The following is a 19,169-nucleotide window of genomic DNA, read 5'->3' as shown; positions in this document are numbered from 1 at the left end:
GCGGGGGCGTCCAGGCCCTGCGCCGTAGCGTCAGAACCAGAAGCCGTCCGCCGCATCCGGCGCCTGCCCCACGAGGGACAAGGGCATCTGCGCTGCGGCGCCGGGCGCGGTGATGACGCCGTTGGCCTGGCCGTCGGCGTCGAACGGCCCGCCATCGCTGATCTCGTAGTCCAGCCGCAGCTGCCCGCCTTCCAGCGCCATCTTGCCGCCGTAAGGGCTGCTCGCCAGGTTGACCCAGGTGCCGGTGCCGTCCTTCGCCCAGTAGCCGTTGACGCCCAGCGCCGGGTCCACGTACAGGCTGAACTTCTCGCTGCTGCTGCCTGTGAGCTGTGGCCAGTGGCCACTGTCCAGTGTGGCCTCGGAGCTGAGCAGCCCAAGGGGCATCTCCATCCCCTGGGGCAGTTGGGCGGGAGCGTCTTCTTGCTCCAGGCGGGTGATGCGCGCATCGCTGTCCGGGTCCAGCTTGCCGTCCTGGCTGCCGGCCACCAGGGTCACGGGGGTGCTGGCCGCGTCTTCGGGCTGGCTGGCTTCGCTGGGGCTGAGCACGACGCGGGTCGATGCCACCGCCGCCTGCGCGCTGTCCTGGATGCCGTCGCCGTTGCCGTCGCCGGCTACGGCGGCTGCGCCAGCGGGGTCGGCGATGCCGGGGGTCTGGTCCTCGACGCTGCCGGGAATGCTGTCGCTGTCCTTGTCCGTCAGGCCTGTCGGGGCAGGAGTGTGGTTGTCCACCGACATGGCCCGGAAACTGGTCGCGTCGTTGCCGGCAGCGTCCTGCACCCCATGGCCGGATTCGGGCTTGGCGTAGCTGACGCTCAGCACCTCGTCGCTGGCCACGGCGCGGTCCAGCGTCAGCGTGACGGTCTTGGCCGCTGCGTTGGGCACGGCGCTGTTCACGGGAATCGCCGTGTCTGTGGCGCTACGCACCGTAAAGCCTGCGCTGCCCGTGAGCGCTGTCCCGTCCAGGCTATTGGCTTCGGTGTAGCGGACCACCAGCTGGTCGCCGGTGACCGTGGCGCTGTCGAACACCGGGGGCGTGGTGTCGATGTCGTAGCGGACGCCGGTGGAGGCCTGTCCTTCGCCCGCGTTGCCCGCCAGATCGTTCACGCCGGCCAGGTTCACTTGAAAGCTATTGTTCGACGATGTGACTTCGGAAGTCGGGGCGCTCAGGGTCGCGGTCCAGACGCGGCCGTCGCCGGTGGACGCCAGCTGCGACAGCGTGCCATCGTGCATGCCATGGACCATCAGCACGTCGTCGAGGCCAAAGTCCGTCACCGCTTCGGAGAAGGTGAAGGTGACCAGGGCGGTTTCGCCGTGTTTGAGAACGGTGTCGGTCTCGCCCGCGCCGTAGTGGACGTGGGTGCTCTCCAGCGTGGGCCGGATGGGGTCTACGCTGTAGCTCAGGCCCGTGGCCACCGTGCCCTGGCCCGTGTTGCCCACGTGGGTGTGGACGCCAGCGAGGTTCACGCTGATCGGGTTGTTCGTTGATGCAGCGCCGGTGTCGGGGGCATCGAGCACCACCTCCCAGGTGTCGCTGCTGCCGTCGGCCGCGGGGTGCGAGGCGAGCACTTGGCGCACGCTGCCGCTGCCGGGGGCCAGGACCACGTCGGCGGCGTCGAAGTCCTTGACCGCTGCGCTGAATTGGATGGTGACGTGGGCGCTCTGGCCAATGCCCAGCTGCGTGTCGTCGATGCTGTGGCCGGTCGTGGCCAACGTGGGCCGCACGGTGTTCACGGTGTAGCTGTTGCTGTTGACGGGGATGTCCTTGTCCTTGATGTCCGCTCCCCGGTTGCCGTGCAGGTCGCGCACCTCGTTCATATGCACGGAGATCACGCATTCCTCGGTGCTTGCCGTGTCGGGAGTGGGTGTGAATGGGGCGGTCCAGGTGATACCGCCGTCGGCGGTGACCAGACTGCCCAGCGTGCCATGGGCTTTGGAGAGGTCGATGGCTGGCTGGAAGTTGCCGACTTTCTCGGTGAAAACAAAGGTGACGGTGGCGGTTTCGCCGGCGGTGAGGTGTTCGTCGTTGATCGTGATGTCGCGATGCTTGGGTCGGAGGGTGTCTACGGTAAACATCTTTTCGGAAGAGTAGATCCCTGTGCCTGGCGTGCCGTTGGGCTCTACCACATTGGCAAGATCCAGGGTGATGAGACCACCGGTGGTTTCCACGCCCTCGTCCGCCTCCAGGGTGGCCTGGAAGTGTTTGGCATCCTCGATGTTCCTGGTCATTTCTTTGGCGAGCCAGTGGGTACCGTTCGGTATGGTCTTGCATTCAAATTGGCTGACACTCACTCGCAGCGGCCAGTCGTCGAACTCGAAATGCACCTGGATCGTTCGGGAATCCAAGGACAGAAGGTATCCCTTGTCCTCGGAGGGGTGTGACCCGGCCCAAATTTTGACGTGAGTAATAGCCATGGTGTTTCTCCTTCAGGTCAAAACCAGAGGCCGCCCGCCGCATCCGGCGCCTGCCCCACGAGGGACAAGGGCATCTGCACTGCGGCGCCGGGCGCGGTGATGACGCCGTCGGCCTTCCAGCGTCATCTTGCCGCCGTAAGGCGCGCGGATCAGGTTGACCCAGGTGCCGGTGCTGTCCTTGGCCCAGTAGCCGTTGACGTCCAGCGCGCGGGTCGATGCTGCCGCCGCCTGCGCGCTGTCCTGGACGCCGTTGCCGTTGCTGGTCACGGCGCGGCCCAGCGTCAGCGTGACGGTCTTGTCCGCTGCGCTGAGCACGGCGCTGTTTACGCGAATCGCCGTGCCTGCGGTGCTCCTGACCGTAAAGCCTGCGCTGTCCGCGAGCGCTGCCCCGTCCAGGCCATTGGCTTCGGTGTAGTGGCCCACCAGTTGGTCGCCGGTGACCGTGGTGCTGTCGAACACCGGGTTGCAGTCGGAGAGGCCGAAACGCGGCTCCCATGGCCCTTGGTCGAAATCGAAATGCACCCGGGTCGTTCGGGAATCCGCGGACAGAAGGCATCCATCGCCCCCGCAAGAGTACGGCTCGGCCCAAATGGTGACGGAAGCAACAGCAGCCACGGTGTTTCTCCTTCAGGTCAAAACCAGAGGCCGCCCGTCGCTATCCGGCGCCTGCTCCACGAGGGACAAGGGCATTTGCGCTGCGGCTCCGGGGGCGATGATGAGGCCATTGACCCGGCTGTCGGCGTCGAATTGTCACGCGATCGGTGATCTCGAAGTCCCGCCGCCGCCGCCCGCCTTCGCTGGCCACCTTGCCGCCGGAAGGCGCGCGGATCAGCTCGACCCGGATGCCGGTGCTGTCCCTGGCCCAGTAGCCGTTGACGCCCAGCGCCGGGTCCGGGGATACGGGCTGAACGCGGCAGGCTGACTGAGGTGCTGGTGCGTGGCTGTTGGGCAGCGGTGCAATGCGCACCTGCTGCGCGCGCTGACCTTCTTGGCCCAGCGCATCGAGGCTGCGAACGCGCGCAGGGAATCACTGCGGTGCAGCCACGATGAGAAATCACAAAGAAATCACAAGAGCCCCTGGCGATCCGCTTCATACCAAACGAAGGGAGATTTCTCCTTCAAATAGACGGCAGGCAGAGAATGCTCAAGATAGTCCTGATACCGGCGCGTGCGCAGATCACGGCACAGCGGATCGTCCAGACCAAGTCGTTTGATGGTTTCCTTCACCCGGCGCATCTGCGGGGCGTCCAGATCCGGGTTCGGGTAGATATGCCCGGTAGAAAGCTCCAGGAAAAACAGATCCGGTGCCATGGAGAAAGGGTCGAGCACGTCGCTGTATTCGCGTTTGCGGCTGTTCATGTGCGAACACGCCAGCCTATAGTTGCTCCACTCATAAGCCAGCCCGGGATGAGTCGATTTGGCGAGGAAGTGATCGACGCTCCCCCCCGCCCACCACGCGTTCTAAAAAGATGCCAAGGTATGCACACACCCCGCCGTAGGCTTGGTGCAGGTCGGTCAGACAGGCGCGCCAATAGGGCTCGATGTCCGCTTTCGGCGGCAAGGGTTTATTTGGCGAAAAATCCTTTTGGACAAGATGCGCCAAACCTTTGCGACGGACCATTGCGTCGAATGTTGGCGGTTCGGGCTGAGCCGCCACGGGAATCATGGCAACCATCCCTGCTTTTCGCCAATATGGCGCCAGCGAGTCCAGAATGGATCGGTTTCTCCCAGCAGCTTGCGCAGCTGTGCGTCCAGTGCTTTGGCACGGGTGGGGTCAGTCACTCTTCCCGAAAGTATCTCCGCCGCTTGTTGCAACGCTTTTTCTGATTCCAGGGACCGTGCGCTGCCAAGATCAAAAGCCTCGCTCGTCAGCCAGCGGGAAACTTCGCCCAAGCGCTCAAAGGGGCGTTTCTTGAGCTCGACGATGGGGTGGCTTGTTCCATCGGTGCGGACCAAGTCGAAGTCGAACCAAGCGTCCTGTGCATCGTCAAAGTGGGGTTCGGCAGATGTCATGATCAACGGCGAATGCGTGACGGCAAGGACCTGCACCTGTGCAGCCCAACGCAAGGACTCGACCACATTCAACAGCGCCGGGATGATGCGGCGTTGCCATTTCGGATGCAGGTGAGATTCCACTTCGTCAATCAGGAACACTATTTGGTTGGTGGGAATTTCGGACAGCAGCTTGGCCGCCTGCTGGTGTTCCTCCCAGCACCACACCAAGAAATAGGCCAGGGCGACAATGCGACGCATGCCCGAAGAGGCATGCACCATGGGCACACCGGTTTCATAGGGCAGATCGATGGTCGGCATGTCGCGCACATCATCCAGGCTGATCCGGGTGAGCGCACCGGGGGTGAGCTTTTCTTCAGGAGAAGGAGAAAGAGCGTCCAGCACGGCGCGCAAATGCTCGAAAGTGGCGCCGTTCTCTTTTTGCCAACTGGCCCAGTCGCGTATCAGCCCATTGCATAGCCAATTGCCCTCGGAGCCCGGCAAACCATCCCAGACCTCGGAGGGGCCAAATACATAGGCAGAGGGGCGATTCTGGATATCTATGCCGCCTTGGCTGCGCCAATAATTGCGGGCGGGATCCCACACGGCAAAGCCACCGTCAGCCATTGCGTAAAGTACCAGGCCGGGGTTGGCCGGCCGACCCGACCGACCCGTCCATGCCTGATCGGGCCGCTCATAGTGACTGGCGTATTTGACCGGCTTGGATTTTCCCGTGAAGGAAAAATCAATTTTGGCCGCTCCCTCGGTGCGGGGCAGCGCTTTCTTTCCCGTGGTGAGTTTGGGATTGACCTCGGCGGGCCATTTCCGCGTCATGGACCACCACGCAATATCCAGCAAGAAGCTCTTGCCCAGGCCATTGTCGCCCGTGATCAAATTCATCCGTTTGCCGAATTGGATTTCGGCGTCAACGGGGCCAACGTTTTCCAACCGGAGGTGTTTGAGCATGGCCAAGCTCCTTTTTCCTGCAAGAGCCGCGGGCTTTTTCGCCAAGCTCGAAAGATGATCATCGATGCAGTCGTCTGACTGAGCGCCGTACTGTAGCCCATTTCATCGGGCACAAGCCTGGCGCCCGAAGCGCGAGAGATTTAGCGCCGCATGCCGGCAAACGCCGCGAACTCCCAGCGGCGCATGGCCAGCAGCAGGGTATGGCCCCCGCGGTCCTGCTCGGGCAGTTTCTGGTCGGCCAGGTGCTGCTGCGCAAAGTCCTGCGCCACGCGCTGCATGCGTTCCATGAAGGCCGGCGCCCGGCCGTGGCTGATGCTGCCGTGCACCAGCAGCACCCCTTCGCCCGGGCCGTCGAAGCCGCCGGCAAAGTAGTCGAGCAGCGCGTGCTCGCGAAAGTAGTTCATCACCGGCCCGTGGGGGCGCCAGCGGAAGGTCTTGGCCAGTTTCAGGCGGTAGCGGTTCAGGGGCCGCAGCGCGATGATGCCGATGCGGTCGAGCTGCGCGAGGTATTTCACGCCCTCGGCCTCGGTCAGGCGGTAGTTCGTGGTGATCTGCTCCAGCGTCCACTGGCTGAGCACGCAGATCGCCATGAGCAGCAGCTTCTTGTCGCCCACCACGGCCCTTTCCTGCTCCTGGCTCAGTTCCTTGAGCAGCGGCTGGCTCTCGGCCACGCGGCGCGCCAGATCGGAAAAGTCCAGCGCCAGCGCGTGGCAGATTGCGTCAACGCGCGAGAGCGGCATGTCGCCCTTGGCGAGCATGCGTTTGACGCTGGATTCGGCCATTCCCAGGGCCTGCGCCAGGTCGGCGTAGGTCATTTGCGCGCTCTTGAGTTCTTTTTTGAGTGCGGCAACGAGGTCGGCGGTGCTGCTCATGGGTATCGATTATCGGTACCCGGGGTGGCTTGCTGCGCCGTTTGCGCGACTTTTCGCCGTGCCGAAGGGGCTGTGCCGGGCACACTGTGTGGCGTCGAGCAACCCCCTGATGCGAGCGCAAAATGACCCTCCCCGCCTTCCCCCTGCCCCCCGAATCCACCCGGCCCTGTCGCGCGCCGAAGCCGGCCTGCTGCTGGGCCTGGTGGCGCTGCTGGCGTTGGCGCTGTTCGGGCCCGCGCTGCCTGCGAGCGCGCACCAGCATGACTTTGCCGACCAGCGCACGCTCTGGGGAATTCCCTGCGCGCTGGACGTGCTGAGCAATCTGCCGTTTGCCATCGCCGGCTTGTGCGGTTTGGTGGCGTTGCGCCGCGGGGCGCCGGGGATTCCCGATGGCGCCTCGCGCGCATCCGCCGGGCTGTTCTTCGTGGGCCTGCTGTGCACGGCCGTGGGCTCGGCGGTGTACCACTGGCAGCCGCAGGACGCGGGCCTGCTGTGGGACCGGCTGGGCATGGCGCTGCCTTTTGCGGGCGTGCTGGGCTTGGCCGCGGCCAGCCGCGTGAGCACGCGCGCGGGCTGGGCCACGGTCGCCGCGCTGCTGCTCGCGGGGCCGCTCGCCGTGCTGTGCTGGGCGTACGGCGGCAACCTGCTGCCCTGGGCTGTGGTGCAGTTTGGCGGCCTGTTGGTGGTGCTGGCTCTGGCTCCTCTGCCGCGCCGCGCGGGCGCCCTGGCGCCGCATCTGGGGGCGGTGATTGCGTTGTACGCCGTGGCCAAGCTCTTCGAGATGGCGGACCATGCGGTGTTCGAAGCCAGCGCGCAGTGGGTCTCGGGTCACAGCCTCAAGCATGTGCTGGCGGCGGGCGCGGCCTGGCCGGTGCTCGCCGCATTCGCGGCTGCGCACAATGGCGCGTGCGGTGCGGCGCCGCACGCACGGCACGCTTTTGACGCAGACGAGGAGAAACGCATGCACCGTCCCGAAGAAACCCCCTCAGCCAGCGCCGCGCAGACGCATGCGCGCGCGAACCAGTTCCTCCTGCTGCGCCAGCGGCGTTTTGCGCCGTTCTTCTGGACGCAGTTCTCGGGCGCCGTGAACGACAACCTGCTGAAGTTTGCCTTCACGGTGATGGTGACTTACCAGCTCAGCGTGTCCTGGCTGCCGCCGGCGATGGCGGGGCTGGTGATCGGCGCGCTGTTCATCCTGCCGTTCCTGCTGTTTTCCGCGACCTCGGGCCAGCTCGCGGACAAGTACGAGAAGGCCCGCATGATCCGCTTCGTGAAGAACCTGGAGATCGCCATCATGCTGGTGGCGGTGGGCGGGTTCGTGGCGGGCCATGTGCCGGCGCTGCTGCTGTGCACCTTTCTGATGGGGCTGCATTCCACGCTGTTCGGTCCGGTGAAGTATGCCTACCTGCCCCAGGTGCTCGGCGAGCGCGAGCTCACGGGGGGCAATGGCATGGTCGAGATGGGCACCTTTGCGGCCATCTTGCTGGGCAACCTGGCCGGGGGTCTGCTGGTGGCCTTGCCCGGCATGGGACACACCGCGGTGGCCGTGGCCTGCGTGGCCGCTGCGCTGCTCGGGCGCGCCGTGGCGCAGTTCATCCCCCCGGCGCCCGCGACCGACCCGGGGCTGGCGATCAACTGGAATCCGTTCTCGGAGACTTGGCGCAACCTCCGGCTCGCGCACCAGAGCGTCGTGGTCTTTCGCTCGCTGCTCGGAATCAGCTGGATGTGGTTCTTTGGCGCGGTGTTCCTGAGCCAATTCCCGAGCCTGTCCAAGGAGGTGCTGCACGGCAACGAGCAGGTCGCCTCGCTGCTGTTGCTGGTGTTCTCGGTCGGAATCGGCACCGGCTCGCTGCTGTGCGAGCGGCTCTCGCGCCGGCATGTGGAGATCGGCCTGGTGCCGCTGGGCGCGATCGGCATGAGCGTTTTCGCCATCGATCTGTACTTTGCCCTGGCGCAGCTGCCGCACGCAGAGATCATGGGGCTGGGCGCGTTCCTGGCCCAGGGCGCGCACTGGCGCGTGCTGCTCGACCTGGCGCTGCTGAGCCTGTTCGCCGGCCTGTACAGCGTTCCCATGTACGCGCTCATACAGATGCGCAGCCTGCCCACGCACCGCGCACGCATCATTGCCGCGAACAACATCCTGAACGCGCTGTTCATGATTGCCAGCTCGCTGATTGCCGGCGCGCTGCTCGGTGCGGGCTGCACGGTGCCGCAGATCTTCCTGTTCACCGGCGTCGCGAATGCGCTCGTGGCGTGCTGCATCTTCATGCTCGTTCCCGAATACCTGCTGCGCTTCGTGGCCTGGGTGCTGTCGCACTGTGTGTACCGCTTTCGGGTGCGCGGCGAGGAGAACCTGCCGACCACCGGCGCCGCCATCCTGGTCTGCAACCATGTGAGCTATGTGGACGCCGTGCTGCTCATGGCGGCCAGCCCCCGGCCAATCTGCTTTCTGATGGACCACCGCATCTTCCGCGTGCCGGTGCTCGGCGCGCTGTTTCGTCTGGCGAAGGCGATTCCCGTTGCTTCCCAAAAGGAAGACCCTGTTACTTACGAGGCCGCGTTCGAGCGCGCCGCGCAGGTGCTGCGCGCGGGCGATCTGCTTGCCATCTTCCCCGAAGGCGGAATCACGCACGACGGGCGCTTGCAGGAGTTCAAGGGCGGGATCATGAAAATCCTGGAACGCGCCCGGGCCGACGGGGTGCAGGCCCCCGTGATTCCCATGGCGTTGAGCAATTTGTGGGGCTCGTATTTCAGCCGCATCGAGCGTGGCCGGGCGATGGTGCGGCCCCTGCGCCGGGGTCTGCACAGCCGCGTGGGCCTGAACGTCGGGCGGCCGCTGGCGCCGCACGCGGTGTGGCCCGAGTCGCTGCGCGCGCAGGTGGCCGAACTGCTCGCGGCATGAACGTTTTCGCGGGAGGGTGGGCTTCTTGCGGACCTTGTGCTTCGGCGTGTGTAGCCGATGTTTACGGGTTTTACGCTGATCCCCTGCATTGGTTGCGCAGGCCCAGGCCAAGGGGTGGACCGACCGACCGGCTGGCTTGCCGGGCATAACTTGGCGCGCCAAGTGGGTATGCGGTTGCTTTTCGGGGAGGGCGCGGGCATAGTGAACCTGTGTCTGCGTCAACAGATGCATCCGGGTTCGCCGGGCCGCTCCTTCTTCGGGATACGGGGCGGCGTTTTTTCCACCGAGAGCTACAGGAGTCTTTTCATGAATTTGACGATCAGTGGTCACCACCTCGAAGTCACTCCCGCCCTGCGCAGTTACGTCACCACCAAGCTCGATCGGATCGCCCGCCATTTCGACCAAGTCGTCGATGTGAAGGTGTTGCTGACGATCGAAAAGCAAAAGGAAAAGGAAAAGAGACAGAGAGCGGAATGCAATATCCACGTCAAAGGCAGTGATTTGTTTGCCGAAAGTTCCCACGCCGATCTGTACGCGGCGGTCGATGAGCTGGTCGACAAGATGGACCGTCAAGTGGTGCGCCACAAGGATCGTTTGCAAAACCACCACCACGAGGCTGCGAAGCGCGAACTGCACGTTTGATGCCCGCCCGCCCCGGTACAGCGCCGCCCCTGCCGGGCGGTTTTTTTATTGCATCGCACGGTCGGGGCGGGCGCGCAGGTGTGCATAATTGTTTCCCCTGACCATGAACCGACTCGCCTCCATCCTCCCCTCCGCCCAAGTGCTCGTGAGCGTGGACGCCACCAGCAAGAAACGGGCTTTTGAAGAAGCGGGTCTGCTGTTCGAGGACCAGCACGGCCTCGCGCGGGCGCTGATCACCGACAGCCTGTTTGCGCGCGAGCGCCTGGGCTCCACCGGTCTGGGCCATGGCGTGGCCATCCCGCACGGCCGCATCAAGGGCCTGAAGGCGCCCATGGCGGCGGTGTTCCGGCTGCTCAAGCCCATCGGTTTCGACGCGCCGGACGAGTTGCCGGTCGGGCTGCTGATCTTTCTGCTGGTCCCCGAGGCGGCCACGCAGAAACACCTGGAAATCCTTTCCGAGATTGCCGAGCTGCTCAGCGATTCGGCCCTGCGCGAAAAGCTCAAGGCCTGCACCGATGCTGCCGAATTGCATGGCATGATCGCCGGCTGGCAGTCCGCGCAGGCGCACTGAAAACAAACCTCAACGGGCAACCCGCGCCGCCCATTTCTTCGCCAACCCGCCGTGAAGCCCAATGTCGTCAGCGCTGACGTGCTCTTCGAGGAGTTCCGCAACCTCCTGAAGTGGGAGTGGGTCGCGGGCCTGGGGGCTTCCGAGCGCCGGTTCGACGAAGTCGCCGTGCGCTTGGCGCGCTCCGGGGCCGATCTGGTCGGCTACCTGAACTACATCCACCCCTACCGCGTACAGATTCTCGGCGAGCGGGAGATCGCCTACCTGAGCAGCGCCTCGGCCGAGGACTGCAAGCGCCGCACCGCCCGCATCGTGACTCTGGAGCCGCCGGTGCTGATTCTGGCCGACGGCCAGATGGCGCCGGATGCCCTGGTCTCAATGTGCGAGCGGGCGCAGATTCCGATGTTCGCGACGCGCGAGTCACCGGCCTTTGTCATCGACGTGCTGCGCGCTTACCTGTCCAAGCATTTTGCCGATCGCACCACCATGCACGGCGTGTTCATGGACATCCTGGGGCTGGGCGTGCTGATCACCGGCGAGTCGGGCCTGGGCAAGAGCGAACTCGGGCTCGAGCTCATCTCCCGGGGCAACGGTCTGGTCGCCGACGACGCGGTGGACCTGTTTCGCATCAACCAGACGACCATCGAGGGCAAGTGCCCGGATCTGCTGCAGAACCTGCTGGAAGTGCGCGGCATCGGCCTGCTCGACATCCGCGCCATCTTTGGCGAGACCGCGGTGCGCCGCAAGATGCGCCTGAAGCTCATCGTGCATCTGGTGCGCAAGGAAACGCTCGAGCGCGACTACGAGCGCCTGCCCTACGAGCCGCTCACGCAGGACGTGCTCGGCGTCGCCGTCCTCAAGGTCGTGATCCAGGTGGTCGCCGGGCGCAATATCGCGGTGCTGGTCGAGGCGGCCGTGCGCAACACCATCTTGCAACTGCGCGGAATCGATACCTACCAGGAGTTCGTCGAGCGCCACCGCCGCGCCATGGAGCGCGATGGCGGGCATTGAGCGAGTGGGTCCGCCCCCCCGTCAACCGGCTCTTGCCTTTTGTGCGCAGTGGGCGCACAGGCCATACAGGGCCATCGTGTGCTCCTGCACCACCCAGCCCTTGGCCTGGGCCACGGTCTGCTGGCGCTCTTCGATTTCGGGGTCGAAGAACTCCTCCAGCTTGCCGCAGGCCGTGCAGACGAAATGGTCGTGGTGCTGGCCCTCGTTGAGTTCGTAGATCGCCTTGCCGCTCTCGAAGTTGCTGCGGGTCAGGATTCCCGCCTGCTCGAATTGCGTCAGCACCCGGTACACCGTGGCCAAGCCAATGTCCGTGTGCTCTTCGAGCAGCACGCGAAACACGTCTTCCGCCGTCATGTGGCGCTGGGTGCCTTTTTGGAAGATTTCCAGAATCTTCAGGCGGGGTAGCGTGGCCTTGAGCCCGGTGTTTTTGAGTTCGTCGACATTGGTCATGGCATGCTCTTTCGGGTGTGCTGGCCTGCGCCCGGGATTTCCCGGGGTCTCTGGGAGCTACCGCTACAATCGGGCGATCATATCCCCAGCCCCGGTTTTCGGCTCTCTCTCTCCCATCACACCATGCTCGTGAAAGTCCATTGCAGCGCCCGCGCGGGCCGGGTCTGGCTGGTCGGCGCCGCCCTGACTGCCACCCTGGCCGGGTGCGGCAGTCCGGATGGCGCCAGCAGCCGCATTGCCCGCATCGTGATGCCGTACAAGGTGGACGTGGTGCAGGGCAATTTCGTCTCGCGCGAGCAGGTCGAGGCCCTGCAGCCCGGAATGGGCCGCCAGCAGGTGCGCGAAATCCTGGGCACGCCGCTGGTCACGAGCCTGTTCCACGCCGACCGCTGGGAATACGTGTTCACGCTCAAGCGTCCGGGCGAAGACATGCAGACCCGCAAGCTCACCGTGTTTTTCAAGGGCGACGTGCTCGAGCGTTCCGAGGGCGATGCAATGCCCTCCGAGACCGAGTTCGTGGCCACGCTGGGCGCACGCGATGCCCAGGGCCAGGTGCCTGCTCTGGAGGCGACCCCCGAGCAGTTGGCGCGCTACCCCGCCGCGCCCCGGCAGCCGGCCTCGGACGCGCAGCCCGCCGCAGCCCCATCACCCGGCACCTACCCGCCACTGGAAGCGCCCGTGCGCTGACGCCGGCAGCTGCGCAGCGCAACCGGACAGGAGCCTTCCCATGACAGACACCTCTTCGCCTGCCGCCGCGAGCGCCTGCCGGGTGGCGGTTGCGGGCGCTTCGGGCCGCATGGGGCGCATGCTCATCGAGGCCGTTCGCGCGAGTGACGACTGCGTGCTCACCGGCGCACTGGACATCGCCGCCGACGGCCTCGACGCCACGGCCTTTCTGGGCCATGCGAGCGGCGTGCCCATCACCGCCGACATTGCTGCGGGCCTGGAAAATGCCGACGTGCTGATCGACTTCACGCGCCCCGCAGGCACGCTGGCGCATCTGGCGCTGTGCAGCCAGATGGGTGTGAAAGCCGTCATCGGCACCACGGGTTTTACGGACGCGCAGAAGGTCGAGATTGCCGCGTGCGCGAAACGCACGGCCATCGTCATGGCGCCGAATATGAGCGTGGGCATGAACGTCACGCTCCGGCTGCTGCAACTCGCAGCCCAGGCCATGGCCACGGGCTACGACGTCGAGATCATCGAGACGCACCATCGGTACAAGGTGGACGCCCCCTCGGGCACCGCGCTCGCGATGGGCGAGCTCATCGCCCAGGCCATGGGGCGCAACCTCAGGGAATGCGCCGTGCACGCCCGCGCGGGCGCCACGGGCGAGCGCGATGCGTCGAGCATCGGGTTTGCGTCCATCCGTGGCGGCGACATCGTGGGCGACCATACGGTGCTGTTTGCCGGCATGGGCGAGCGCATCGAGATCACGCACCGGGCGGCCAGCCGGACCACCTACGCGCAGGGCAGTCTGCGGGCCGTGCGTTTCCTGGTTGAAGGGCGGACCACGGGCTTGTTCGACATGTTCGACGTGCTGGGTCTGAACTGAACGGGCGCGCGGCGGGGCGGGCGACGATCCGCAATGTCCTCCCTGCTCTGCGTTTCGTTGCCGCGCGCGGGGTCGAACAGCGCAACCCCCCGGCGCATGGGCCTGTCCCGGTCGTTGTTTGCGTCGCTGTCCGGCGCTGCATGCCGGTCGGACAGGGCTCTTGACGGCGGCGATCCTGTCAACGCACAGTGCTGCCCGGCACCCGTTTTTCTCCATCCACCAATATTCACTTTGCCATGTCAGATTTCGTCAACCCACTGCCCCATCCCTCCACCGCAGCAGCCGCCGCCCCGGTCCCTGGACCCGCGCATTTTCCCAGCCTCGAAAACCGCACCGTTTTCGTCACCGGGGGCGGCAGCGGAATCGGGGCCGCCATCGTTTCGGCGTTTGCCAGCCAGGGCGCCCGGGTCGCTTTCGTGGATATCGCGCGGGAATCGGGTGAGCGCCTGGCGCAGCAGTTGGCCGACGCCGGGCACCCCCATCCCTGGTGGCGCGTCTGCGACGTGCGCGACGTGGTCGCGTTGCAGACGGCCATCGGCGACGCGGCGCTCGCGCTGGGCGACTTCGCGGTGCTGGTGAACAATGTTGCGAACGACGATCGCCATACCCTGGAGACCGTGACGCCGGCCTACTACGACGAGCGCATGGCGATCAACGAACGCCCGGCGTTCTTTGCGATCCAGGCGGTCGTTCCCGGAATGCGCCGACTCGGTGCGGGCGCGGTGATCAACCTGGGCTCCACGGGCTGGCAGGCCAAGGGCGCGGGCTTTCCCTGCTACGCCATCGCCAAGTCGTCGGTGAACGGGCTCACGCGCGGGCTGGCGAAGACCCTGGGCCGGGACCGCATCCGCATCAACACGGTGTCGCCCGGCTGGGTCATGACCGAGCGGCAGATCCGGCTGTGGCTCGACGCCGAGGGCGAGCGCGAGATCGAGCGCAACCAATGCCTGCCCGACAGGCTGCAACCGCACGACATCGCGCGCATGGTGCTGTTCCTCGCCTCGGACGACGCTGCCATGTGCACGGCGCAGGAGTTCAAGGTCGACGCAGGCTGGGCATAGGACCGCCCCTATATGATGGCGCGCCTATGGTCCCCGCAACCGCAGAAGCAGAACAGGCGCTCGAAATCCTCCACCTCGAAGATTCGCCGGCGGACCATGAACTCGCGGCCCGGACGCTGCGGCGATCGGGGCTCGCCTGCCACGTCCGGCAGGTGGACCGGCTCGGTGAATTCCAGCGACTGACCGACTCCGGGCGCTTCGACATCATCCTGGCCGATTACCGCCTGCCCGGGTTCACCGCGCTCGATGCCTGGGCGCACGTGGCGTGCAAGCCGCAGCATCCCCCGTTCATCCTGTTGTCCGGCGCCATCGGCGAGGCCGCGGCCGTGGACGCCATGCGCCTGGGCGTCGCGGACTATCTGCTCAAAGACGACATGCAGCGCCTGCCGCACGTCATCGCGCAGGCGCTGCAGGTGCACGAGGCGCGGCGCGCGCGCGAACTGGCGCTCGCGGAACTCGCGGCGTCGCAGCGCCGGCTGGCAGAATTCGCGGAGCACCTGCAAACCTCGATCGAGCAGGAACGCGCCGCCATCGCGCGCGAGATCCACGATGACATCGGGGGCGCGCTCACGGCCGTGCGTTTCGACGTGGCCTGGATCGGGCGCCACAGCACGGACCCGGCGCTGCAAGAGCATGCGCTGTCGGCGGCAGACATGCTGCAGCACGCGATCGAAGCCAGCCAGCGCATCATGATGAATCTGCGCCCCCCGGTTCTCGAGCAGGGACTGGTGGCCGCAGTCCAATGGCTCGCAGCCGGTTTCGAACGCCGCAGCGGCGTTCCCGCACGCGTACAAAGCAGCAGCGACACGATGCACGCTGCGCCCGGAATCCAGCTCGTCGCGTACCGCACGGCGCAGGAGGCGTTGACGAATATTGCCAAACACGCGAACCCGGCCCGGGTGGACATCGAACTCTCCGACCGGGAGGGGGTGTTGACGCTGGAGGTGGCGGACGATGGCTGCGGAATCGATCCCCGGATGCTCGACAAGCCCAAGGCCTTCGGACTCAAGGGACTGCACGAGCGCGCGCGCACCGTGGGCGGCTGGTTGGACATCAGCAGCCGGCCGGGCCAGGGCACCTCGGTGATCCTGTCCATCCCGCTGACAGCGTCCCCGGCCTCGACCGACCCGGGAGACGCGCCGTGATTCATGTGCTCTTGTGCGACGACCATGCCGTGGTGCGCCGCGGGATACGCGACACCCTGGCCGAGGCGCCCGACATCCAGGTCAGCGGCGAAGCGGGGGGTTACTGCGAACTGCGTGAGCTGCTGCGCACGACCCCCTGCGACGTGCTGCTGCTCGATCTGAGCATGCCCGGCCGCAGCGGACTCGAAGTCCTGGCCAGCCTGCGCGAAACGCATTCCGGCGTCCGCGTTCTGGTCCTCTCCATGTACCCCGAAGACCAGTACGCGCTGCGCTGCCTCAAAGCCGGCGCGCGCGGCTATGCAAACAAGGCCGGCGACCCGGTGGAGTTGATAACCGCCGTGCGCACGCTGATGCAGGGCCGCAAGTACCTCACCCCCGAGGTTGCACAAATGCTCGCCGACAGCCTGGCGCAGCCCGAGCCCGAGGCGCCGCACGCGGCGCTTTCTGCGCGCGAGTTGCAGACCCTGCTGAAGATCGCCTCGGGCCGCAGGCTGTCGGACATCGCCGCAGAGCTGATGCTCAGCCCGAAAACCGTGAGCGTGTATCGCGCGCGGGTACTGGAAAAACTGCATCTCTCGAACAACGCGGAACTCACCGTCTACGCAATTCGCAACCAATTGGTTTGAAGTAGCGATCCGAAGCGCGACCCCCGACCGCATGCAGCGGCAGCGGGCCTTGGGCCGGACGTGGCAGGCATTGCGTGCACGCGCTGTCCGGGTTACGCTCAGCGCCGCATGCGCTGGGAAGCCCGCGCCCCGATGGTGAAATGGGTAGACACTGCGGACTTAAAATCCGCCGCTTTCCTGAAAAGGGGCATGCCGGTTCGACCCCGGCTCGGGGCACCAGGGGGGAGTTTCAGGGTGGGCGGCTGGTGCACTATTGCTTATGAATCAATGGGTTAGGGCGCCGCCGGGCGAGGTAGAATGCGCCGGCTGCACCTTTTCTTGCACTCTACGCCCCCGAATTCCCCCCGACGATCCCCCCGATGGCGACTCCCGTCAAAACTGCTCAGGGTACTTGGCGCATTCAGATTGAGGTCAAGGGTGTGCGCGATAGTGCGACCCGGCCGAGCAAGCGCGAGGCGGCTGAGTGGGGGGCCACGCGGTCGGCGGAACTGCTGGCTTCGGCGCAGGGGCGGGCGGCTGAGGTCAAGTCGCTGGCCCAGGCTTTGCAGCGCTATGGGCAGGAGGTCTCGAGTACCAAGCGGGGGTGGGCCAAGGAGTTGATTCGCCTGCGGGCTTTTCTGAATCAGCCGGGCTTTCCTGCCAAGCGGATGTTGGCGGATCTGTCAGCCGCGGATATCGTCGATTGGCGCGATGCCCGGCTGCGGGTGAATGCGCGCAGCTCGGTTTTGCGCGATATGGTGCTGTTGTCCCATGTGCTTGAGGTGGCCCGGCGCGATTGGGGTTGGTTGAGGCTCAATCCCATGCGCGATGTGCGGCGGCCGTCGGAGCCGGATCATCGCGAGCGGGTGATTTCCGGTGTCGAGGTGCGCAAGATGTTGCGTGTCCTGGGCTGGAGTCGCCGCGTGCCTGTGCGCTCGGTTGGGCAGGCGGTGGCGAATGCCTTCCTGCTTGCCTTGCAGACCGGGTGCCGTGCCGGCGAGATCTGTGGTCTGCGCTGGTCCGATGTGGGCGATGGGTTTTTTGCCGTCGATGGCAAGACGGGTAAGCGCGATGTGCCCGCTGTCCCGGCCACGATGCGTACCTTGGATTTGATGCGTGGCTATGACGCGGTGTTTGTCTTCGGCCTGCGTGCGCAGAGTCTCGATGCGATGTTCCGAAAGTATCGGGCGCGTGCGGCGCTTGCGGGCTTTACTTTTCACGATGCCCGCCATACTGCGGCGACCCGTTTGGCGCAGCGCCTGCATGTGCTGGACCTTTGCAAGATGTTCGGCTGGACGAGTACGACGCGTGCGCTGGTTTACTACAACCCCAGGGCGGTGGAGATTGCCCAGCGGATTGCTTCGGGTCTCACTGGCGTTGTTCCCATTCGATGACTTCGCTCAGCAGCCATTTGCCGTCCGGTCCCGGGCGCGGGAAGCCGGGGTCTTTCGCCAGGCGTTTCGTCAGGGTGTTGCGGTGTACGTTCATGCGCTGTGCCAGTTGCCCGCGGTCCAGTCTGGTGCCCAGCATGCGCGCCATGTATTGCATGGCGCTGGTCATTTTTTCGATGCGTTCGAGCAGGTCTGTTTCGCTCATGGGGTCTCTCTTTCGCGCGGCTGTGAGGGGGTGTCGTGGCGGGCTTTGCGGGCCGTCTGTCCTGGGGGCGCGCCTCGCTTTTTGCCGGGGGAACCGGGTGATAAGATGTTTGCATGCATCTGCAACAACAGCGCTTTTTGTTGTCCCATCGGCTTGTCGGCGGCAAGGAGGGTTTTGCTGCGGGTCTGCCGGTGCATTTTGTCGTCGAGGTCTCGCATGACCTTGTCTCCGGCATGTGGTCTGCTGTTTGCGATGATTTGGGTCTTGTCACCGAGGCCGGCGCTTGCGATGCGCTGCTGGCCCGTGTTTGCGAGATTGCCCCGGAGCTTTTGGCGGAAAATTTTGCGATTCCGCCGCAGTCCATGGCGGGTCCCCAGTCGTTTTCCCTTGACCGCTTTGAATGTGCCTAGATGGGCCGGGGTTTCTATGACAGCCTGCGGGCTGTTCTTGTCGCGCATGCTTGCCATTTTGTGCGGCAGGCCAGGGGGAGCCATGAGATCTGGTTCAGTCCCCTGAGCCAAAAGCGTTTCAGCGTGCCGGTGACGGTTGTTGCCAAGCCCACGGCGAATGCCATCTTGCGCCAGGCGGGTATTCATCAGCGGCTGTAGTCTCATTCGATGGTCCTGGTTGCCATCTGCCAGGCGTGGCGCAGGCTGAGTCCTCGGCGCTTCCAGTAGAGCAGGTCGTGGATGAATCGGATGGCTCGGCTCATGGCTGTGTTTTCGTTTTGTCTTTGCCGGCGCGCAGGCCGATGAGCCGTGCGCGCAGCCGGGTTTGCACTGGCGCTGTGGTGTAGAGGTCGATCCGCGCCGGGTCGGCGTAGCGGATGCGGTTCTCGCTGTCTGTGCCCATTTCAAATAGTCTTGCCTCGGGGTGTGCTGACAGGCCTGTGTCTTGCAGTTCCGCGGCCGTTTCGATGCCGTAGATCTGGCCGTGTTCCACCCAGGTGCTGGTGTCCTGCCCCCAGGCCAGGGTCAGCAGGGCCTGCAGGTGCGCCGCGGCCTTGCTTTGCCGGTGGGGTGTCTCAAAAAATACGATGCGTTCGTGCAGGGGCTGCCCGGGGGGGCACAGGGCTTCGGGCAGGCTGACGATGGCGCGGTATAGCTGGCCTTGCACCAGGTCGTGGATCGGTAGCACCGGGCGCTGGTCCGGCTGTTGGCCTGTTGTGTGCAATGTCATGCGTTCTCCTGCGTGTCGGTGTTCGGTGTTTCGCGGTCGGTATGCGCGTGGATCCGATTATTCCCTATCGAATAGGAATGTCAATCGATATCGAATAGGCAAACGCAAATTGGAACGGTTGTTTCGCTTGGCAAAACAGTTGCTGGTGTTTCGCCTGGCGGATCGTGCGTGCCCGCAGGCGGGCAATCCCCCCCCCCTCCCGTCGCCGGCGGC

General features: G+C 65.4%; 21 protein-coding genes and 1 tRNA gene. 13 read left to right on the top strand and 9 right to left on the bottom strand.

Annotated elements, in window-relative coordinates; translation table 11 throughout:
- Positions 1-30 precede the first annotated feature (30 nt).
- The 6 genes from D5041_RS02150 to D5041_RS02125 all read right to left on the bottom strand — a co-directional run bounded on the left by D5041_RS02150 (position 31) and on the right by D5041_RS02125 (position 6,242).
- Positions 31-2,412 (bottom strand): Ig-like domain-containing protein, encoded by a 2,382-nt coding sequence (locus D5041_RS02150; RefSeq protein WP_265283771.1) that lies wholly within the window; start codon positions 2,410-2,412, stop codon positions 31-33.
- Between the two features lie 12 nt (positions 2,413-2,424).
- The gene (locus D5041_RS02145; RefSeq protein ID WP_265258482.1) at positions 2,425-3,027 is read right to left on the bottom strand and encodes a SwmB domain-containing protein; all 603 of its coding nucleotides are present in this window, start codon (positions 3,025-3,027) and stop codon (positions 2,425-2,427) included.
- Between the two features lie 450 nt (positions 3,028-3,477).
- Positions 3,478-3,771: an HNH endonuclease family protein gene (locus D5041_RS02140; protein WP_265283770.1), complete on the bottom strand. Its 294-nt coding sequence runs from the start codon at positions 3,769-3,771 to the stop codon at positions 3,478-3,480.
- A gap of 31 nt (positions 3,772-3,802) precedes the next feature.
- Complete coding sequence (locus tag D5041_RS02135) at positions 3,803-4,078, bottom strand: hypothetical protein (protein ID WP_265283769.1); 276 nt, start codon at positions 4,076-4,078, stop codon at positions 3,803-3,805.
- On the bottom strand, positions 4,075-5,370 hold the full coding sequence (locus D5041_RS02130; RefSeq protein WP_265283768.1) for an AAA family ATPase: 1,296 nt from the start codon (positions 5,368-5,370) through the stop codon (positions 4,075-4,077). Before D5041_RS02130 ends, D5041_RS02135 begins: the two co-directional genes overlap by 4 nt.
- A gap of 140 nt (positions 5,371-5,510) precedes the next feature.
- The gene (locus tag D5041_RS02125) at positions 5,511-6,242 is read right to left on the bottom strand and encodes a helix-turn-helix domain-containing protein (protein WP_265283767.1); all 732 of its coding nucleotides are present in this window, start codon (positions 6,240-6,242) and stop codon (positions 5,511-5,513) included.
- Positions 6,243-7,203: 961 nt separating this feature from the next.
- Here D5041_RS02125 and D5041_RS02120 point away from each other — a divergent pair.
- From D5041_RS02120 to hprK, 4 genes are all read left to right on the top strand, one after another.
- The gene (locus D5041_RS02120) at positions 7,204-9,144 is read left to right on the top strand and encodes an MFS transporter (RefSeq protein WP_265284362.1); all 1,941 of its coding nucleotides are present in this window, start codon (positions 7,204-7,206) and stop codon (positions 9,142-9,144) included.
- Between the two features lie 306 nt (positions 9,145-9,450).
- A complete protein-coding gene (gene hpf / locus D5041_RS02115; protein ID WP_010101393.1) occupies positions 9,451-9,786 on the top strand; it encodes a ribosome hibernation-promoting factor, HPF/YfiA family in 336 nt (111 codons plus the stop codon).
- A gap of 103 nt (positions 9,787-9,889) precedes the next feature.
- Positions 9,890-10,357: a PTS sugar transporter subunit IIA gene (locus D5041_RS02110; RefSeq protein ID WP_010101392.1), complete on the top strand. Its 468-nt coding sequence runs from the start codon at positions 9,890-9,892 to the stop codon at positions 10,355-10,357.
- Positions 10,358-10,408: 51 nt separating this feature from the next.
- Positions 10,409-11,365: an HPr(Ser) kinase/phosphatase gene (gene hprK / locus D5041_RS02105; RefSeq protein ID WP_010101391.1), complete on the top strand. Its 957-nt coding sequence runs from the start codon at positions 10,409-10,411 to the stop codon at positions 11,363-11,365.
- Positions 11,366-11,386: 21 nt separating this feature from the next.
- Here the strand turns inward: hprK and fur are convergent, their stop codons facing one another.
- Positions 11,387-11,815, bottom strand: coding sequence for a ferric iron uptake transcriptional regulator (gene fur, locus D5041_RS02100; protein WP_010101390.1), 429 nt, complete (start codon positions 11,813-11,815; stop codon positions 11,387-11,389).
- A 123-nt stretch (positions 11,816-11,938) separates the two neighbouring features.
- Here fur and D5041_RS02095 point away from each other — a divergent pair, with 123 nt between their 5' ends.
- The 7 genes from D5041_RS02095 to D5041_RS02065 all read left to right on the top strand — a co-directional run bounded on the left by D5041_RS02095 (position 11,939) and on the right by D5041_RS02065 (position 17,575).
- A complete protein-coding gene (locus D5041_RS02095; RefSeq protein WP_265283766.1) occupies positions 11,939-12,502 on the top strand; it encodes an outer membrane protein assembly factor BamE in 564 nt (187 codons plus the stop codon).
- 40 nt (positions 12,503-12,542) lie between these two features.
- Positions 12,543-13,370 (top strand): 4-hydroxy-tetrahydrodipicolinate reductase, encoded by an 828-nt coding sequence (gene dapB, locus D5041_RS02090; protein ID WP_010101388.1) that lies wholly within the window; start codon positions 12,543-12,545, stop codon positions 13,368-13,370.
- A 236-nt stretch (positions 13,371-13,606) separates the two neighbouring features.
- Entirely contained in the window at positions 13,607-14,431 is an 825-nt protein-coding gene (locus tag D5041_RS02085) for an SDR family NAD(P)-dependent oxidoreductase (protein WP_265282126.1), read from the top strand.
- Positions 14,432-14,457: 26 nt separating this feature from the next.
- Positions 14,458-15,576, top strand: coding sequence for a hybrid sensor histidine kinase/response regulator (locus D5041_RS02080; protein WP_010101386.1), 1,119 nt, complete (start codon positions 14,458-14,460; stop codon positions 15,574-15,576).
- Complete coding sequence (locus D5041_RS02075; protein WP_265258488.1) at positions 15,573-16,202, top strand: response regulator; 630 nt, start codon at positions 15,573-15,575, stop codon at positions 16,200-16,202. The genes D5041_RS02080 and D5041_RS02075 overlap by 4 nt, the downstream gene beginning before the upstream one ends.
- Before the next feature lie 126 nt (positions 16,203-16,328).
- Positions 16,329-16,421, top strand: a tRNA-Leu gene (locus D5041_RS02070).
- A 140-nt stretch (positions 16,422-16,561) separates the two neighbouring features.
- Positions 16,562-17,575, top strand: a complete 1,014-nt coding sequence (locus tag D5041_RS02065; RefSeq protein ID WP_010108120.1) for a tyrosine-type recombinase/integrase — start codon at positions 16,562-16,564, stop codon at positions 17,573-17,575.
- On the opposite strand, the gene D5041_RS02060 is transcribed toward D5041_RS02065, so the two are convergent.
- The gene (locus D5041_RS02060) at positions 17,550-17,777 is read right to left on the bottom strand and encodes a helix-turn-helix domain-containing protein (RefSeq protein WP_010108118.1); all 228 of its coding nucleotides are present in this window, start codon (positions 17,775-17,777) and stop codon (positions 17,550-17,552) included. The two genes, D5041_RS02065 and D5041_RS02060, sit on opposite strands and share 26 nt — an antisense overlap.
- Positions 17,778-17,890: 113 nt before the next feature.
- Between D5041_RS02060 and D5041_RS22070 the strand changes: the two genes are divergently transcribed.
- A complete protein-coding gene (locus D5041_RS22070; RefSeq protein ID WP_010108116.1) occupies positions 17,891-18,187 on the top strand; it encodes a DUF1902 domain-containing protein in 297 nt (98 codons plus the stop codon).
- Positions 18,188-18,385, top strand: a complete 198-nt coding sequence (locus D5041_RS22065) for a type II toxin-antitoxin system HicA family toxin (RefSeq protein WP_010108114.1) — start codon at positions 18,188-18,190, stop codon at positions 18,383-18,385.
- A gap of 100 nt (positions 18,386-18,485) precedes the next feature.
- Here the strand turns inward: D5041_RS22065 and D5041_RS02050 are convergent, their stop codons facing one another.
- The gene (locus D5041_RS02050; protein WP_265283765.1) at positions 18,486-18,956 is read right to left on the bottom strand and encodes a hypothetical protein; all 471 of its coding nucleotides are present in this window, start codon (positions 18,954-18,956) and stop codon (positions 18,486-18,488) included.
- Positions 18,957-19,169 lie beyond the last annotated feature (213 nt).

This window comes from Verminephrobacter aporrectodeae subsp. tuberculatae (assembly GCF_026127385.1).
Taxonomy (GTDB): domain Bacteria; phylum Pseudomonadota; class Gammaproteobacteria; order Burkholderiales; family Burkholderiaceae_C; genus Acidovorax; species Acidovorax aporrectodeae.
This window is presented reverse-complemented; position numbering and strand designations above follow the sequence as displayed.

Bases quoted from the DNA above. Each gene is read 5' to 3' on its own strand.
- D5041_RS22070 (WP_010108116.1), top strand. From the start codon at position 17,891: ATGCATCTGCAACAACAGCGCTTTTTGTTGTCCCATCGGCTTGTCGGC.
- D5041_RS02120 (WP_265284362.1), top strand. From the start codon at position 7,204: ATGCACCGTCCCGAAGAAACCCCCTCAGCCAGCGCCGCGCAGACGCAT.
- D5041_RS02150 (WP_265283771.1), bottom strand. From the start codon at position 2,412: ATGGCTATTACTCACGTCAAAATTTGGGCCGGGTCACACCCCTCCGAG.
- D5041_RS02060 (WP_010108118.1), bottom strand. From the start codon at position 17,777: ATGAGCGAAACAGACCTGCTCGAACGCATCGAAAAAATGACCAGCGCC.
- D5041_RS22065 (WP_010108114.1), top strand. From the start codon at position 18,188: ATGGGCCGGGGTTTCTATGACAGCCTGCGGGCTGTTCTTGTCGCGCAT.
- hpf (WP_010101393.1), top strand. From the start codon at position 9,451: ATGAATTTGACGATCAGTGGTCACCACCTCGAAGTCACTCCCGCCCTG.
- D5041_RS02110 (WP_010101392.1), top strand. From the start codon at position 9,890: ATGAACCGACTCGCCTCCATCCTCCCCTCCGCCCAAGTGCTCGTGAGC.
- D5041_RS02065 (WP_010108120.1), top strand. From the start codon at position 16,562: ATGGCGACTCCCGTCAAAACTGCTCAGGGTACTTGGCGCATTCAGATT.
- dapB (WP_010101388.1), top strand. From the start codon at position 12,543: ATGACAGACACCTCTTCGCCTGCCGCCGCGAGCGCCTGCCGGGTGGCG.
- D5041_RS02130 (WP_265283768.1), bottom strand. From the start codon at position 5,370: ATGCTCAAACACCTCCGGTTGGAAAACGTTGGCCCCGTTGACGCCGAA.
- fur (WP_010101390.1), bottom strand. From the start codon at position 11,815: ATGACCAATGTCGACGAACTCAAAAACACCGGGCTCAAGGCCACGCTA.
- D5041_RS02140 (WP_265283770.1), bottom strand. From the start codon at position 3,771: ATGAACAGCCGCAAACGCGAATACAGCGACGTGCTCGACCCTTTCTCC.
- D5041_RS02085 (WP_265282126.1), top strand. From the start codon at position 13,607: ATGTCAGATTTCGTCAACCCACTGCCCCATCCCTCCACCGCAGCAGCC.
- D5041_RS02125 (WP_265283767.1), bottom strand. From the start codon at position 6,242: ATGAGCAGCACCGCCGACCTCGTTGCCGCACTCAAAAAAGAACTCAAG.
- D5041_RS02050 (WP_265283765.1), bottom strand. From the start codon at position 18,956: ATGACATTGCACACAACAGGCCAACAGCCGGACCAGCGCCCGGTGCTA.
- D5041_RS02135 (WP_265283769.1), bottom strand. From the start codon at position 4,078: ATGATTCCCGTGGCGGCTCAGCCCGAACCGCCAACATTCGACGCAATG.
- D5041_RS02080 (WP_010101386.1), top strand. From the start codon at position 14,458: ATGGTCCCCGCAACCGCAGAAGCAGAACAGGCGCTCGAAATCCTCCAC.
- D5041_RS02095 (WP_265283766.1), top strand. From the start codon at position 11,939: ATGCTCGTGAAAGTCCATTGCAGCGCCCGCGCGGGCCGGGTCTGGCTG.